At 38.2% G+C, this 16,544-nt stretch carries 16 protein-coding genes and 1 other annotated feature; of the genes, 13 read left to right on the top strand and 3 right to left on the bottom strand.

Going from position 1 to position 16,544, the window contains the following annotated elements; translation table 11 throughout:
• The first annotated feature begins 10 nt into the window (after window positions 1–10).
• The 3 genes from MHB44_RS14260 to MHB44_RS14250 all read left to right on the top strand — a co-directional run bounded on the left by MHB44_RS14260 (window position 11) and on the right by MHB44_RS14250 (window position 5,756).
• Window positions 11–778, top strand: coding sequence for a hypothetical protein (locus tag MHB44_RS14260; protein ID WP_341299701.1), 768 nt, complete (start codon window positions 11–13; stop codon window positions 776–778).
• Between the two features lie 824 nt (window positions 779–1,602).
• Window positions 1,603–3,807 (top strand): penicillin-binding protein 2, encoded by a 2,205-nt coding sequence (locus MHB44_RS14255; protein WP_341299700.1) that lies wholly within the window; start codon window positions 1,603–1,605, stop codon window positions 3,805–3,807.
• Between the two features lie 215 nt (window positions 3,808–4,022).
• Window positions 4,023–5,756 carry a methyl-accepting chemotaxis protein gene (locus MHB44_RS14250; protein ID WP_341299699.1) on the top strand — a complete coding sequence of 578 codons (1,734 nt, stop codon included), beginning with the start codon at window positions 4,023–4,025 and terminating at the stop codon, window positions 5,754–5,756.
• Between the two features lie 86 nt (window positions 5,757–5,842).
• On the opposite strand, the gene MHB44_RS14245 is transcribed toward MHB44_RS14250, so the two are convergent.
• Window positions 5,843–6,034 carry a hypothetical protein gene (locus tag MHB44_RS14245; RefSeq protein ID WP_341302978.1) on the bottom strand — a complete coding sequence of 64 codons (192 nt, stop codon included), beginning with the start codon at window positions 6,032–6,034 and terminating at the stop codon, window positions 5,843–5,845.
• 232 nt (window positions 6,035–6,266) lie between these two features.
• Between MHB44_RS14245 and MHB44_RS14240 the strand changes: the two genes are divergently transcribed.
• From MHB44_RS14240 to MHB44_RS14200, 9 genes are all read left to right on the top strand, one after another.
• Window positions 6,267–7,241: a PstS family phosphate ABC transporter substrate-binding protein gene (locus MHB44_RS14240; RefSeq protein ID WP_341299698.1), complete on the top strand. Its 975-nt coding sequence runs from the start codon at window positions 6,267–6,269 to the stop codon at window positions 7,239–7,241.
• A 64-nt stretch (window positions 7,242–7,305) separates the two neighbouring features.
• Window positions 7,306–8,253 (top strand): phosphate ABC transporter permease subunit PstC, encoded by a 948-nt coding sequence (gene pstC / locus MHB44_RS14235; RefSeq protein ID WP_341299697.1) that lies wholly within the window; start codon window positions 7,306–7,308, stop codon window positions 8,251–8,253.
• A 1-nt stretch (window position 8,254) separates the two neighbouring features.
• A complete protein-coding gene (gene pstA / locus MHB44_RS14230) occupies window positions 8,255–9,133 on the top strand; it encodes a phosphate ABC transporter permease PstA (protein ID WP_341299696.1) in 879 nt (292 codons plus the stop codon).
• A 12-nt stretch (window positions 9,134–9,145) separates the two neighbouring features.
• Entirely contained in the window at window positions 9,146–9,979 is an 834-nt protein-coding gene (gene pstB, locus MHB44_RS14225; protein WP_341299695.1) for a phosphate ABC transporter ATP-binding protein PstB, read from the top strand.
• Between the two features lie 14 nt (window positions 9,980–9,993).
• Window positions 9,994–10,653 (top strand): phosphate signaling complex protein PhoU, encoded by a 660-nt coding sequence (gene phoU / locus MHB44_RS14220; protein ID WP_341299694.1) that lies wholly within the window; start codon window positions 9,994–9,996, stop codon window positions 10,651–10,653.
• A gap of 181 nt (window positions 10,654–10,834) precedes the next feature.
• A complete protein-coding gene (locus tag MHB44_RS14215) occupies window positions 10,835–11,707 on the top strand; it encodes a hypothetical protein (protein ID WP_341299693.1) in 873 nt (290 codons plus the stop codon).
• Window positions 11,708–11,782: 75 nt separating this feature from the next.
• Window positions 11,783–12,853, top strand: coding sequence for a mechanosensitive ion channel family protein (locus tag MHB44_RS14210; protein ID WP_341299692.1), 1,071 nt, complete (start codon window positions 11,783–11,785; stop codon window positions 12,851–12,853).
• A 39-nt stretch (window positions 12,854–12,892) separates the two neighbouring features.
• Window positions 12,893–13,103: a binding site (T-box leader), on the top strand.
• A gap of 63 nt (window positions 13,104–13,166) precedes the next feature.
• Window positions 13,167–14,552, top strand: coding sequence for an anthranilate synthase component I (trpE, locus tag MHB44_RS14205; RefSeq protein ID WP_341299691.1), 1,386 nt, complete (start codon window positions 13,167–13,169; stop codon window positions 14,550–14,552).
• Window positions 14,549–15,121, top strand: a complete 573-nt coding sequence (locus MHB44_RS14200; protein ID WP_341299690.1) for an aminodeoxychorismate/anthranilate synthase component II — start codon at window positions 14,549–14,551, stop codon at window positions 15,119–15,121. Before trpE ends, MHB44_RS14200 begins: the two co-directional genes overlap by 4 nt.
• 120 nt (window positions 15,122–15,241) lie before the next feature.
• Here MHB44_RS14200 and MHB44_RS14195 read toward each other — a convergent pair whose 3' ends face one another.
• Window positions 15,242–15,718, bottom strand: a complete 477-nt coding sequence (locus MHB44_RS14195; protein WP_341299689.1) for a hypothetical protein — start codon at window positions 15,716–15,718, stop codon at window positions 15,242–15,244.
• Between the two features lie 3 nt (window positions 15,719–15,721).
• Window positions 15,722–16,165 (bottom strand): hypothetical protein, encoded by a 444-nt coding sequence (locus MHB44_RS14190; protein WP_341299688.1) that lies wholly within the window; start codon window positions 16,163–16,165, stop codon window positions 15,722–15,724.
• A gap of 159 nt (window positions 16,166–16,324) precedes the next feature.
• On the opposite strand from MHB44_RS14190, the gene rpmG reads away from it, so the two are divergent.
• Window positions 16,325–16,474: a 50S ribosomal protein L33 gene (rpmG, locus tag MHB44_RS14185; protein WP_008408521.1), complete on the top strand. Its 150-nt coding sequence runs from the start codon at window positions 16,325–16,327 to the stop codon at window positions 16,472–16,474.
• The last annotated feature ends 70 nt before the right edge of the window (window positions 16,475–16,544 follow it).

Genomic DNA, 16,544 nt, shown 5'->3' with positions numbered 1-16,544 from the left:
AAATTAATTAATGGTAGAGCAACGAGTAGACACATTAGAAATTTATTTTAAAAGAGTTAATTTGGTTAGTAATGTTAGTAATGTATTATTTTGGATGTCTTTATTTTTTTCTTATGTAATTTTTTTCGCAGATAAGAATTCTCAGATAAATACTATCATAACTATTATTTTTATTATTTTGACAATTTTATACTTTATATTTAGTAATTTGTTAAGCATCTTCTTACTTAAAGAGGCACAAAATAAACGAAGAGTGCATTTAATATCAGATTCTCTTGGTACAAAGCTTGATGATGAAGAAACGAACTTATATTACAATAATTCTCAAACACCTTCTATAATTCGTTTAGGAATGAATGTGTTTGAAAATACATTATTTACTTGGCGAGTAACAGAACAAATGGTTAAAGCTGAGCGATTAAAGGTATTGATATATATTATTATTTGGTTGTCGTTAATTTTAATACGCGATATAAATTTGAACTTGATTTCCACTATTGCTCAGACAATTTTCACAACAGGATTACTTGTTTCTTGGGTGAAATTAGAGGTTCTGCGGTGTTCTTGTGATAAGTTATTTGGAGAGTTCAGACAGTTATTTTTAATAAACGGTATAAAAAATAACAAGAAAGTGAATGCACTAATTCTTAACTTAGTTATACGCTATGAAACAACAGTAGCGAGTATGGGGATAAACTTATCAACTAAAACATTCAAAAAAATAAATCCAATTGTAACAGCAGAATGGGAAAAAATAAAAAGTAATATTAATTTATAGCATATCTTCCTGTAACTAAGTCTTTCCCCATCTTCTAAAGTTGGTTCCTGCTGATATTAAGTTGGTACCCGAAGTAGAGGTAAGAGGTTAGATTGGAAGCAAATAGAGGACCGCGCTCGTACAATTTTTGTACGTGGTGCGGTCCTTTTTTGTTCAGAAAATAACTCCATCCAGCCCCGAATCTTCGATCGAGTTGCTTTCCAAACGAAGTAAATTTAAGCGCGTAGAGCTTAGTATTATCAAGTGTTTAGCGCATTTCCCCAAAACTCATTTCAGTTATTTTCCTAACCGTAATATCGTTAAGCGTCATAGTAAATCAGCCGTGGTCTGCGACCACCCGCGCTCGCTAAAATCTACTCTCTTATTCATACTCAGGGAAGAACTTAATATCATTTTTCCGCCCAAAAACAAGTTAAAAATCATGCTAAAATCTAAATTCTTACCCCTATTCTGGGAAGAACTTAATTACAGATTAAATGTAAGAAAAATAGCGATAAAGTCAGTGGTGGTAAGGGTTTGGTGGGGGGGAGGGGGAGGGAAGAACTTAATTACAGGAAGACAAATGACAATCAAGCAAAGGACTATGCCAACAGTTTTGGCATAGTTTTTTTGTTGTGGCGGATAAAAGGGCAAAAATGACAGATAGAATAAAGAATCGGACGGATAGAGAAACAAAAGTGACGGATAGAATCCCAAAAGGCACTATAAGAGCAACCTTTCGTTAGGAAGCACCGTCAAATAAATGATGTTTTCAATCATTGCCTACGAATGATATACTAGGTATCGTGTATTGAAACGATTACAAGATAAGGAGGGGAATACATATGCGCAAAGCACCAGGAAAAAATCGCGCGGCGAGTGTTAAAGCAAAACATCATTCTAATTTAACATTTCGTATGAATATCCTTTTCTTTGCAATATTTATTGTATTTTCAATGTTAATTTTTAGACTCGGTTATATGCAAATCGTGAAAGGGGAAGAGTACGTACGGTTTTTAGAGAGTAAAGAGGAAGTTCCTGTAAATACAAGTGTGCCAAGGGGCCGTATGTACGATCGTTACGGGCGTATTTTAGTCGATAATCACCCTGAAAATGCCATTACCTATACGAAAATGCAAACAACGACAACAGAGGAAGTGCTGAAAATCGCTGAGAAGCTAGCCCAATTAATGGAGCAGCCGACAAACCGTGTGACGTTGCGTGATAAACAGGATTTCTGGATACTTAAAAACCATGATGCTGCCTACGAAAAAGTGACAAAGGCTGAAGAAGACAAGATTCGACAAAAAGAAGATATAACAACAAGTCAAATCAATGCAGAGATTGATAAACTTGTACGTGAGCGTATTACAAATGAAGAGCTTTTACAATTGACAGCGGAAGATTTAGAAGTATTAGCTATCTATCGAGAGATGGCATCTGGTTATAATTTATCACCTCAAATTATTAAAAGTGAAAATGTGTCGGCAGATGAATTTGCACGTGTATCAGAGCGTTTAACAGAGCTACCAGGCGTCAACACAACAACAGATTGGAAGCGTGTAAAATTATCGTCTTTGTCTGTTCTTGGTCGTACAACTGTCCCAATAAAGGGGATTCCAAAGGAAAAGTTAAATTATTATTTAGCGCGGGACTATTCACGCAATGACCGTGTTGGGGAAAGTTATATTGAAGCGCAATACGAGGAATTATTACAAGGCCAAAAAACAGTGGTAAAAAATATTACCAATAAAAAGGGGCAGGTAGTCGATACGGTTACAACCTATGAAGGAGAGCCTGGCAAAGATTTAATCTTAACATTTGATAGTGAGCTTCTGGCTGAAACCGACAAAATTGTGGAAGAGGAACTGCTAAACTTAAAAGCCATGAGCGGCTCCTATTTATTAGATCGTGCCTTTCTAGTGATGATGGACCCGAATACAGGAGATATTTTATCGATGGTCGGTAAGAAAATCGAAAAAGACCCTGAAACAGGAAAAAATGTGGTGCTGGATTACGCCTATGGCACATTTACAACGGCTTATGAGGCAGGTTCAACTGTTAAGGCTGCCACCGTTCTAACAGGCTATAATCAAGGCGTTATTTCGATGGGTACTTCTATGGGAGATGAACCGATTGTATTAGCTAGAACATCCCCTAAAACATCGATTTTTAATCGATCAGGCTATATTACAATGAATGATTTAATGGCTTTAGAGCGTTCTTCAAACGTTTATATGTTTAAAATTGCCCTGCTTATTAATGGTACACCATATAGCTACGGCATGCCATTGCGTGCAAATGATGGTACATTCCAAAAAATGCGGAATAATTATGCGCAATTTGGTTTAGGAGTGAAAACAGGTATTGATTTGCCAAATGAATTTAGTGGGGTACAAGGTCCAACGGGTCCTACAAGGGGTGGTAAAACCTTGGACTTAGCAATTGGACAGTATGATACCTATACACCACTGCAGCTTGCACAATATATTTCAACAATCGCCAATGGGGGCTATCGTATTCAGCCACATGTGGTGAAGGAGGTACGTGATCCAGCACAGGATGGCAAACAGTTAGGGCAATTAGTAACAGAAATCGGACCAACGATTTTAAATCAACTGGATAATCCGAAAGAACAAATTGACTATGTAAAACAAGGACTGCGTCGAGTTTATACAGGTACACAGGGGACAGCTAGAACTCAATTTGGGGATGCACCATATACAGCGGCAGGGAAAACGGGAACTGCCGAGGTGGTATATTATGGGCCATTAACAGAGTATTATGGAACAAATACCATTAACTTAACGCATGTCGGCTTTGCGCCCTATGAAAATCCTGAAATTGCCTATGCTGTTGTCATCCCTTGGGCAACAACCAACTTGATTCAACATTTATCGAATAATAATGTAATTGCAAGACGTTCTCTCGATAAATACTATGAATTAAAAGCAAAATATCAAGCTGAAAACCTAACAGACAGTAATGTACAGCAGCCCATTTTACCAGCCATTACAGAAGAAAAAATTGGTGAAGATGAGCAGGAATAAACCTTATATGAAAGTGGATTTGGAAAATAAACTTTTCCGAATCCACTTTTATTTTTTTATGCTTTTCAAGACTAGTTATAAAATTTATTTGGTGTTACGCTTTAAAATGAAATGTTTAGTAGTAGATAACAATGTCGTATAATTTATTAAATAAGTTGTCATAAATAGACTTTAAGGCATTCGTAGGGTATTTAGAAATAACAGGGGGAATGAGGATGTGGGGGAGTATTCAGAAAAAGATGACACTCTATTTTTCAATTGTAGTGTTCATTACGTCTGTGTTGATTGCATGGTCTACCTACCATTCTTCAATTCGACTAATTGAAGAATCGTTAAGCAATGTAGCGGGCACGATCGCTATGCAGTCACTCAATAAGATTGATATAGAAAGATATGAGCAAGAGATTACATTACAAGCAGCGGATCATGATCTAGCATACTATTCTGAGTTGCGCGAAACGCTAAATGAATATCGCGAGTCAACAGGTCTTGTCTATTTATATACAATGGGGCGTGCACAAACAGACAAAGGCTATGATTATTTTTATTTGGTAGATGGATTACCAGTCGGGGATGAGGATGAATCCCTTTTGGGCGAAAAAGAAGATAGCCCTGAGATTCTTCCGAGAATCGAAAAAACCTTTCAAACAGGCAAGATGCAAATTGAAATGACAAATGAAGAGTCGTATGGGGCACTAGTTTCAGCATATATTCCCATCAAAGCAAGCTCAGGAGCAGTAATCGGAGTGATTGGCGCTGATTTAGACGCGACAGCCATTTATACAGATATGGCAAAACAAAAAAGAAATTTAATGTTCTTTATTGGTGGTGCATTTTTAGTCAGCATGATTGTAGTTTATAGCTTAAGCTACTATCTTGTGGCTCCATTAAAAAAGCTTGCCCAACAGGTTCACAAAATGGGGGAAGGTGATTTATCAATAGCTATTCAAACAGATAGGTCTGATGAAATTGGTACGTTAACCATCGCCTTTCAAAAAATGACACATCATTTGAAGCAGGTGATTCAAGGCATTCATCAGCATTCCTCCAACCTTTCTGCGATGTCTGGTCATCAATTTGGCCAGATGGAGAAAATCAAACAGGGGAATGATATTGTAGAGAAAACAATGACGGACTTGGCTTTAGGCTCGGAGGAGCAGGCTGCAACAACGGTTGACCTTTCTGAAATGATGAAGGATTTTACAACGCAAATAGATGATGCCAATCAAAAGGGGACTATGCTACATACAGAGTCTGTAGATGTGCTTGCATTAACAGAACAAGGCTTTACACATATCATAGAGGCAGAAAAGCAGATTACGATTCTTTATAAGAGTGTTGAGGAGTCAGTAGAACAAGTGAAGACATTGGATCATCAATCAAAGGATATTTCTAGCTTGGTGCAGGTGATTGAAGGCATTGCAGAGCAAACAAATTTATTGGCATTAAATGCTGCCATTGAAGCGGCCCGTGCAGGACAGCATGGTAAAGGCTTTGCCATTGTAGCCGATGAGGTACGAAAGCTAGCAGAAGAGGTAAAGAGCTCCATTGGGGACATTACTGCTATTGTTTCAGGTATTCAAAAGAAGTCCAGCGAGGTGGTTAAAACACTTGAGCTAGGTTACGAGCAGGCAGATAAAGGGACGAATACATTAAAGGAAACAGGTGAAACCTTCCAACGTATTTATAAAGCGGTGGAACAAATGCAGCAGCAAATTCAAGGGATTGCTTATGATGTACGAAGTATTTCAGAGCGTGGTAGTCATATGAATGATGCCATTGAAAATGTAGCTGCGGTGACAGAAGAGGCACAGGCAGGAGTGGAAAATACCTCTGCATTGATTCAAAAATCCAATATAGCCATGGCTGATATTGTGCATAATTCGCAGGAGCTTGTAAAGATTGCTGATGAGCTCAATCAATCTGTCGCAAAATTTAAATTACAATAGAAGTAAAGAGGGCGTTTGCTAAAGCTTTAGCAGAACGCCCTTTTATCATAATGAAGAAGTACAACAATTTAGTTTATAGACAAGCTTTACGCAGACAACTGCTGAATAGCTAATTCAAATTGCTCCTTTGGCTTTACCCCATAAAGCTCTAGATTATGATAGAAATAAGACACCATCATAAAATCAATAGCCTCCTGTAACGTGAGCTCTCGACGCTCCATTACGAGTGATAAATATGTTTTAAAATAATCGGCATTTTGTACGTTTGCATGTTTCATCACAAAGTTCAAACTCCTCATAAAATATTTCTGACACAATTGCTTATTATAACACCTTTCCTATAGGAAGCAAGTTTCTTTCATTGTAAACACGCCTTTACAATCGTTTACAAAGCATTACATGCCTTTACACTTCTTTTACAAACCCTTTATACGACTTCAACAATTAGTCATTATAGTAAAGACTGTAAGATAAATAACTATAAAACAGTTAGTGACGGAGGCAAATGAAATGAAAAAGTGGAAGTACTTAACAATGACAGCGGTAATGGGTTCTGCATTAATGCTTGGTGCATGTGGTGGCGAGTCTGCCCAAAATGGTAATGGCACAGAAACAAATGCATCAACAGACGCAGGGCAAGAGGCATCTGATGAAAAGCTACAAGGCTCTGTGGCTGGAGATGGTTCTTCAACAGTAGCACCAATTATTGAAGCAGTCGTTGAAGAGTATGCAGGTACACAACCAGATGTCAAGGTATCAGTGGGAGTTTCTGGTACTGGTGGTGGTTTTGAAAAATTCATCGCAGGGGAGACAGACTTTTCAAATGCATCTCGTAATATAAAAGATGAAGAGAAAGCTAAACTAGAAGAGGCAGGCATTGATTTTACAGAGCTAGCTTTAGCATATGATGGATTATCGGTTGTAGTGAACCCAGAAAATGACTGGGCACAAGATTTAACAGTCGAACAACTACAAAAAATTTGGATTGAAGATGGTACAGAGAAAAAATGGTCTGATATTGATCCATCCTGGCCAGCTGAAAAAATCGTTTTCTACTCTCCTGGTACGGATTCAGGCACATACGATTACTTTGACGAAGTGATTTTAGATGGGGCTGATCTAGTAAATGCAGCGACATTATCAGAGGATGATAATATGCTTGTGCAAGGTGTTGCAGGTGACAAAAATGCGATCGGCTTCTTTGGCTATGCTTACTACCTAGAAAATAAAGATAAATTAAATATTGTGAAAGTAAATGGTGTAGAGCCAACAAATGAAACAATTGAAGCAGGTGAATACACACCACTTTCACGTCCACTATTCACATATGTAAAAAATAGTGCCATGAAAGATAATGAGGCGGCATATGATTTCATTCAATTTACACTAGAAAATGCAGGCGATATGGCTGAGGCAGTTGGTTATGTTCGCTTACCTGAAGAGCAATATGCTGAGGGCTTAAAAACTTTAGAAGGCTTAAAATAAGAAGACATGCATAGAGGGAAAGAGGTGTATGCTCTTTCCCTCTCTTATTTGAAAGGAGTTCCCAATGGTTTCTCAAAAGGAAAATAAGACATCATCTGTGCAGCAATTAATTGCAAATTCGCGCAACCATAAAACAAAGAAAATAGTGGAAAAAGCAATGCCAACTCTATTATTTTCTGCAGCTATACTTTCAATTTTAACGACATTTGGTATTGTTTTCACCCTTATTTTTGAAACGTTTGAATTTTTTAAACGTGTGTCGATTACAGATTTCCTTTTTGGTACACAATGGCTTCCGTTTTCAGGGAATGAACCACTCTTTGGGATTCTACCACTGATCGCTGGTACCTTGAAAGTCACGCTCATTGCGGTTGTAGTAGCTGTACCATTTGGTATTGGGTCAGCTATTTATTTAAGTGAATACGCAAGCGAAAAAACAAGACGTACAGTAAAGCCTATTTTAGAGGTATTAGCAGGTGTACCAACAATTGTGTATGGCTTTTTCGCTTTAACATTTGTTACACCATTATTACAAGGAATTGTCCCTGAACTTAAATTATTTAATGCTCTTAGTCCTGGAATTGTTGTAGGGATTATGATTTTACCAATGATTACCTCTCTGTCTGAGGATGCTATGTCATCTGTACCAAATAGTATGCGTGAGGGGGCTTTAGCACTAGGTGCAACAAAGTTTGAAGTAGCCATTAAGGTTGTATTACCGGCTGCCTTATCAGGTATTGTGGCCTCTGTTGTACTAGCTATTTCCCGGGCAATTGGTGAAACAATGATCGTGTCACTTGCAGGGGGCTCTACACCGAAATTTGATTTGAATGTCACAGATTCCATTCAAACAATGACAGCCTATATTGTACAAGTTTCAACAGGTGATGCAGGCTATGGTACAACGATTTATTACTCCATCTACTCTGTTGGCTTTACATTATTCATCTTTACGTTAGCAATGAATCTACTTGCTCACTATATCTCGAAACGCTTCAGGGAGGTTTACTAGTATGCGCTATTTAGATGATACGGTCGTCATGAAACGAATGACAAAGCGTATTACATCCAATAAAGTTTGGAAAGCCCTATTTTTTCTAGCAACGACCTTTGCACTTGTGACATTGGCGATTTTACTGTATCGCATTATTACTCAGGGAATTGATTATTTAAATATCGATTTCTTAACAAACTTTGCATCACGCTTTGCCGATAAAGCAGGGATTAAAGCTGCATTAGTAGGCTCGCTCTGGTTAATGGCAGTTGTTGCGCCTGTATCCATTATTTTAGGCGTAGGTACAGCGATTTATTTAGAGGAATATGCCAAGAAAAATAAAATCAACGACTTTATTCGCATGAATATCTCTAACTTAGCAGGTGTCCCTTCCATCGTTTTTGGTTTACTTGGATTAACAATTTTTGTCCGTATGTTAGGGCTAGGTAAAAGTGTTTTAGCTGCTGGCTTTACAATGAGTTTATTAATTCTACCTGTTATTATTGTGGCTGCACAGGAGGCTATTCGTGCCGTGCCAAATGAGCAGCGTGAAGCCTCGTATGGCATGGGCGCAACAAAATGGCAAACGATTTTACGTGTAGTGCTACCAGCCGCAATTCCAGGGATTTTAACAGGCAGTATTTTAGCACTCTCTCGTGCCATTGGTGAAACAGCACCGCTTGTTGTTTTAGGGATTCCAGTTATTTTACAGTTTTTACCGAACAGCTTCTTAAGTCAATTTACAGCATTACCAATGCAAATCTATGACTGGGCAAAACGTCCACAGGAAGCCTTTCAGTATGTTGCAGCAGCAGGTATTTTAGTGCTAATGACTGTGCTTTTATTAATGAACTCGATTGCTATCTTTATTCGTAATAAATTCCAAAAACGATATTAATGAGGTGACCTTATGGTACTTGAGGTAAAAAAGGAAACAACAAATATACAATCCATTCATAAGACAACGAAATCTTCTGCAGCTGTGGCAAAAAATATTGTCTATGATACACGCAACTTAAACTTATGGTATGGTGACCATCACGGCTTAAAGGATATTAATTTAAGCATCTATGAAAATGAAGTAACAGCAATTATTGGGCCTTCTGGCTGTGGTAAATCGACCTATTTAAAAACATTAAATAGAATGGTAGAGCTTGTACCGAGCGTGCGAACATCAGGTGAAATTGTCTATCGTGAGCGTAATATTTTAGATAAAAGCTATACAGTAGAGGAATTAAGAACACGTGTAGGCATGGTGTTTCAAAAGCCAAATCCATTTCCAAAATCAATTTATGATAATATTGCCTATGGACCGAGAATTCATGGTATTAAAAATAAAAAAATTTTGGATGAAATTGTTGAGAAATCATTACGAGGCGCAGCGATTTGGGATGAAGTAAAGGATCGTTTAAATCAAAATGCTTATGGTTTATCAGGTGGGCAGCAGCAACGTATTTGTATTGCACGTTGTTTAGCGATTGAGCCAGATGTCATTTTAATGGATGAGCCAACATCTGCCTTAGATCCTATTTCTACTTTAAAGGTGGAGGAGCTTGTGCAGGAGCTAAAGAAAGACTATTCGATTATTATCGTGACACATAATATGCAACAAGCCGCACGTATTTCTGATCGCACAGCCTTTTTCCTCAGCGGAGAGGTTGTGGAATATGATAAAACAGATATTATCTTCCAAACACCAGCAGATCAGCGTACAGAAGACTATATTTCGGGACGTTTCGGCTAAGGAGGAGTGAATAGATGATCGTGCGTGAGCGTTTTGAGCAAGAATTAAAAGATGTACAGGCGCAATTTATTACGATTGCGAATCGAAGTATTGATGCATTAAAAATAGCTTTTACAGCATTGATAGAGCAGGATTTAGAAAAAGCCTTAAAAATTCTTGAGGATGATTTAGATATTAATCGCCTTGAGGAGGAAATCAATGACCAAGTGATTTTAATGATTGCAAAGCAGCAGCCAGTTGCTACGGATTTACGCCGTCTTATGGTGCTTGTAAAGGCCGCATCGGATATGGAACGAGTAGGCGACTATGCGGTTAATATTGCCAAGGAAGCGATACGGATTGGTAAAGAGCCTATTGTTTTTCCCCTAACAAATTTACAAACAATGTGTGATAAAACAGTAGAAATGTTAGAAAACATTATTAAGGCTTTTACGGAGGAAAATACAGTACGAGCGAAAGAAATTGCTGAGCTTGATGACTATGTCGATGATTTATATGGGGCAACCATTGTACTGTTGCTACGCGCAGGCATTGACAATCCAGCACACATTTCACAAATTACGCATTTAACATTTATTTGCCGTTATTTAGAGCGTTCGGCTGATCATGCTACAAATATCGCTGAACATCTATTTTACCTAATAAAAGGCAAACATTATGAATTAAATAATTAATTGGAGAAGAGCTGATAGAGCAGCTCTTCTTTTTCTATGGCTAAATATAAAATTTTCTGGAACGGGCAACATTGTCTGGTAGATGGCGTCAATATAGCGAGTAGATTTGTATTGTCAAAAAAATTTTTTGGTTATACTATAGACATTATTCAAAACTGTAGTGTTTAGGAGGTGCTCGTGTATGCAAGATGCGATACAAGCACTGATTGGAAAATTAGATGAAGCCATGACACTTGACCAACGTCACTATTTATGCTTTTTATATGAGTATTTACATCTCGAAGAATTAAACAATCAAGAACAACAAAATTTTATCGACTATTTTTTCGAGAGTGAACCATTACAAAATATGGCGGCCTTTGCGCTCGAATTGGCAGAGAGTATACAGGAAATGCAAGAAAATATCCCTGCGATTGAGCAAGCAGAGCGACTAGCAAACAGCCAAGAGCAACGTCTATATTATGAACGAAAATGGTCAGCACAAAGACGTCAGCAGCTAAAACAGCAAACCACCAAGCAGGATAATGTGTTGTATGTGCCATTCCATCACACTAAAAAAGAGTGTGGTCCTATGATTATTTGCTTAGAGCAAACGACAGGGATGGCAGTTTATTCTGAGCTTTGCAAAAGCATGATTTTACCATTATTTATGCATGCACATGAGGAGGGGCGTGATTTGTATATTGTCCCTTATGATCGTCAAATACATGTACACTATCGCTTTGAAAATGGTCATATGAATATAGCGGATTTTCAAAGCTTTATCGACTATAGGGCAAGTGGAGAAGCAGCTATGTTACCTGTCTTACAGTTTGTTCATACGTTGCTACAGGAAAATCAACAAGGTGCTGAGGCAGATGTTATTGTGTTTACAGAAGGCACACCGATTGATGGGCAACAGCTTATGAACCAACAGGCAACAGCGATGCTGGAGGATATGACACGAAAACATCATGCTGAATTTTCAGTGGTCGCCATGCGGGAAGAGCATTTTAATCCGCAGCAATTTTGGTTTGCCAATAAGGCTTTTTTTGCGGATCATGGGATACAATAACAACAAGAGGGGTGGCTGTTATAAAGGTCAGCTCCTTTTTGTTGGCGATACATAGGTACTTTAAAGGAGAAAGACATGGAGTCATTAAAATGGTTTTTACCTAAATTTACAGCTCCCACTTGGCTAGATGTTGTCATTGCTATTGCACTTTGCCTTGTTGGCTGGCTTATTCAACGATTTGTTATTCAAAAAATTATTAATCAAATTGTGCTGTTTTTTAAAAATCGTCACCGTCATTTTCAAGCTAATGTGCTTGCCCAATTTAACAAAGCAATTGGCTATGCTTTTTTAACAGCAGTGATTGTGTTAAGTCTTTCCTATTTAATAGATGTTCCTTTATTTACACATCCATCAACAAAAAACTTTGTATTATCCATTATGGTGTTTTTTGCTTTTAAAGGTGTCTATGATGTTTTGCATTTTTATACAAAACAGCCGTTACAATTATCAGATGAAGAGGACCAAAATGTTTTATTGCCGTTTTTTCTACGAATCAGTAAAGTACTGATTATGATTTTTGCCATGTTTACCATTGCTTCCTTTTGGAATTTTAATCTCAATGGCTTTTTAACAGGAATTGGCCTAACAGGTGTAGCAATTGCCTTTGGGATTCGTGATACCCTAGGTCATGTCTTCGGTGGTATGTCCGTTGCGCTAGATAATCCATTTCAAATTGGAGACTGGATAGCGACGGAGGACCAAAAGATCGAAGGAACGATTGAGGATATCAACCTCCGGAGCACATTAATTCAAACAGGGGATAAAGGTCTTGTTTATGTGCCGAACGCCTATTTAGTGAATCGTCCGATCTATAATTTATCACGACGCGAAAAACGAAAATGCGAGCAATTTTTATATGTCGCTATCGACAATAGTGAGGAAACATTGCGTAGCACGCTCACGGCTATTCATAAGGAAATCTATTTACACGATCAAACGGAGAAAGAAATGATTCATGTTTATATTGATGAGTTGCATCATGATTATTATCGTCTGCTTGTCCGTTTCTTTGTTACCACAAATGATACTGCTGTTATGCTGGGAGTGCGGCAAGATATTTTATTTGCTATTCGTCAAATAATGGATGATTTTGCGATTACATTGGTGAGTCCAGTGGAGGATGAACAATCGCGTTATAAAAAATAAATTGAATTGTAAGATAATTTGCTTTACAATAGTATCAAGCAATCAGCTTTGATGAAGAGTAGTAGCTATTATTATTTGTAATAGAGAGCTAGTGGTTGGTGGAAACTAGTACAAATGAATGGCGAATGGACTTCGGAGCTCTAATCCAGAACAACAGAGTATGGGTTAGCGTATGCCTACGTTATAAGGCTTAGAGTGGGTCTTGCGATAAGACCAATAAAGGTGGCACCACGGCTTTTCCGTCCTTTTGTGATGGAAAGGCCTTTTTCTATGGTGTAAAAGACGAGCAGAGTTTAGAGAAGGAGAGAAATGTATGACAGTTGAGCTTAGCAAGTATGCGATGAAAGTGTTACAGGGGGATATGATGACCCCGATCTCGGTGTATCAAGCATTAACAGGGCAATATAAAATGTTATTCGAATCGTCAGCCAAGCATGAGGAAAGCGGACGATATTCGTTTATCGCTGTGAACCCCGTTGCAGAATTAACAGGAAATCAGGAAGAATATACATTTTCTAAAGGGGAAGAACAAGAGAAAACAAGCGGAAATGTACTTGACAAATTAAAGCAGGTTATGCCTTTTCATCGAGAATCCTATCCATTTGCCTTTTTTGGTGGTGCAATTGGCTTCTTCGGTTATGAGACAGCTTTTTATACGGAAAAAATCGGTGAATATTTGCAGGATGATTTAGCCATGCCAGATGTCCATGTTTTTTTCTATGATACTTTTATTGTTTTTGATCATTTAAAGCAGGAAATTACACTAGCCTCTATTGATTTATTTCAGGAAGGGCGTACGTTAGAGGAGATGGAGACAGCTGTTTTGGCGATGGAGCAACAGCTTTATGCAGGGGCAACATTTGACGCTGCAAAGGTAGATACATTGGCATTTAAGCCAATGATTTCAAAGGAGCAGTTTGTAACGCTGGTGGAGCGTGCCAAGCAGCATATTTTAAAAGGGGATATCTTCCAAATTGTGCTGTCACAACGTTTTTCAGCACCATTTACAGGCTCACCCTTTGCATTGTATCGACAATTGCGTACAACAAACCCTTCGCCCTATATGTTTTATATGGATTATGGCACATATGTTATTTTAGGAACCTCTCCTGAAAGTCTTGTAAAAGTAAAAAATCGACAGGTTACAACGAATCCAATTGCTGGTACAAAGCCGCGCGGTGCAACAGCCGAGCAGGATGAGGCAATTGCGAATGCTTTACTACAGGATGACAAGGAAATCGCTGAGCATCGTATGTTAGTGGATTTAGGACGTAATGATCTTGGCCGTATTGCTAAAGTTGGTTCTGTTCAGCTAATGAAATATATGACGATTGAGCGTTATAAATATGTGATGCATATTGTATCAGAGGTGATTGCAGACTTACGAGATGACCTTCATGTGCTAGACGTACTTCGAGCTTGTTTACCTGCTGGTACGGTATCAGGTGCGCCCAAAATTCGAGCTATGCAGCTAATTAATGAATTAGAGCCAGTGAAGCGTGGTGTTTATGCTGGAGCAGTCGGCTATATTTCAACGACAGGTGATATGGATTTAGCACTTGCCATTCGCACAATGATTATTAAGGATCAGCAAGCCCATGTGCAGGCAGGGGCAGGCATCGTCTACGATTCTGTACCATTATCTGAATATGAGGAAACGCTTAATAAAGCTCGGGCGCTATTGGAGGTAAAACAATGATTTTATTAATTGATAACTATGATTCCTTTACCTATAATCTTTTTCAACAAATTAGCATGCTAGGGAAAGATGTAGAAGTGGTGCGAAATGATGCCATTACAATAGAAGAAATTCAAGCAATGTCACCGGAGGCTATTATTTTATCGCCGGGACCAGGAACACCGACAGAAGCGGGCATTACGGTAGAGGTTATTCGAGAGCTGTATCAGCAATTTCCGATATTAGGTATTTGTCTTGGGCATCAATCTATTGGGCAGGCTTTTGGAGCAAATATTGTGCAAGCACAACAGATTATGCATGGGAAGCTGTCGTCCTTACAATATGAAAAAACAGGCCTTTTTGCACAATTAGCTGGTGAAATTCAAGTGATGCGCTACCATTCCCTTATTATTGAACAGCCTACATTACACAAGGATTTTAACATTATTGCTACATCTTGTGATGATGGAGAGATTATGGCGATTCAACATAAACAATACCCTCTTTTTGGCCTACAATTTCATCCTGAGTCCATTGGCACAAAAGAAGGCAGTGTGATAATGCAAGCCTTCTTAGAAAGCATCGCCTAATCTATTTAAAAAGCTGTCACCTAATTTGAGGAGGTGACAGCTTTTGATGTATCTCGTAATAATAATCTTTTCTTAGTGTTAGGTACAGGCTGTAAGACCTCCACAGATTGAAGATTCACTTTATTGCTTTTTACCCGTAATTAAATTAGCAATTTCCTCTAAGGACATGGAAGAATTAATTTCATAGGAGCCAATTTGCAGGCTACGTGCATATTTAGCATTGGCCAGTAATAGCTCCATTTCCACACTATTTGTAATAATCCCACCGTCTTCAAGCTTCTGTGCAACAATATAAGGTGTAATGCCACTATAAATTTGGAGTGTCATGGTTGTCGCCTCAGGAGTTGGCTTGTCAGCTTGCCCAGTCGTATCTGTAGCAGATGTTTCAACTGGCTGTGCTTTTTTTAGCTGTTCTTTTAAGGACGCAATTTCTTCATCGGCTTGATGCAGCTTAGTTTGTAATTCCTTAACATCCTGCTTTGTAGAGGAAGTCACTGTCGGAAGCCCGATATTTAGGTCAAAGCGATCAGCAAGCGCGAGCAATGCACCGACAAGAAAAATAGCAATACCAAAGGCACGAATGGCAGATTGATTCATTGATTATCGACCTCCGCTTGCAATTACTTGACGAACTTGTTCCTCTGTTAAATTAGAACGAATACTAATATCTGCAACAGAAAGTCCTTGTCTGTTTAATTCAAGCACCTGACTAACGATAATTTGATGAATCGGTTTTGCCTGTGCTGTTGTTTGCGTGGCTTTTGCAGTTTGAGCTGCTTGTTGTACAGCCTGCATCATTTGCTGTACCTTAGGGCTGTGCGCTGTATGATGAGAAGCTGATTTCGATTTTACTTGGAATTCAGGCTCTAATAATAATTCTTCCTCCACAACTTTTAGGCGACGTTTTAACTGATTTGTTTCTTGAAAAATAGCGATGGATAATTCTTCGACATCTTTTTCGACTTTTTTCGCGCTATTTTTGAAAAAGAAGGATACAATGATCAGAAAAATTCCAATGCTCATTAATAGGATCGATAAATCCACTAGCTTCACCTCATTATAGTATGTAATTATAAGGTATTTTACCATATGCAAACTTAATATGAAATGAAGGTAGATTTTTTTTCAGTTTATGTTATAATAGGTTAGTCGTATAAATCATGCTCAAATTTTAATTCTTGATATAGAGTGGGAGGGTTAATGATGCGCGTAAACATTACTTTAGCTTGCACAGATTGTGGCGAACGTAACTACATTTCTAAAAAGAACAAACGCAACAATCCAGAGCGTCTTGAACTTAAAAAATATTGCTCTCGTGAGAAGAAATATACTCTTCACCGTGAAACAAAGTAATTGCTCATTAAGCCAAAACCACAAGTGGTTTTGGCTTTCTACATTTTATCGTAGAATGTTTAAAGGCACT

Origin of the sequence: Lysinibacillus sp. FSL H8-0500 (assembly GCF_038051955.1) — a bacterium.
Taxonomy (GTDB): domain Bacteria; phylum Bacillota; class Bacilli; order Bacillales_A; family Planococcaceae; genus Lysinibacillus; species Lysinibacillus macroides.
This window is presented reverse-complemented; position numbering and strand designations above follow the sequence as displayed.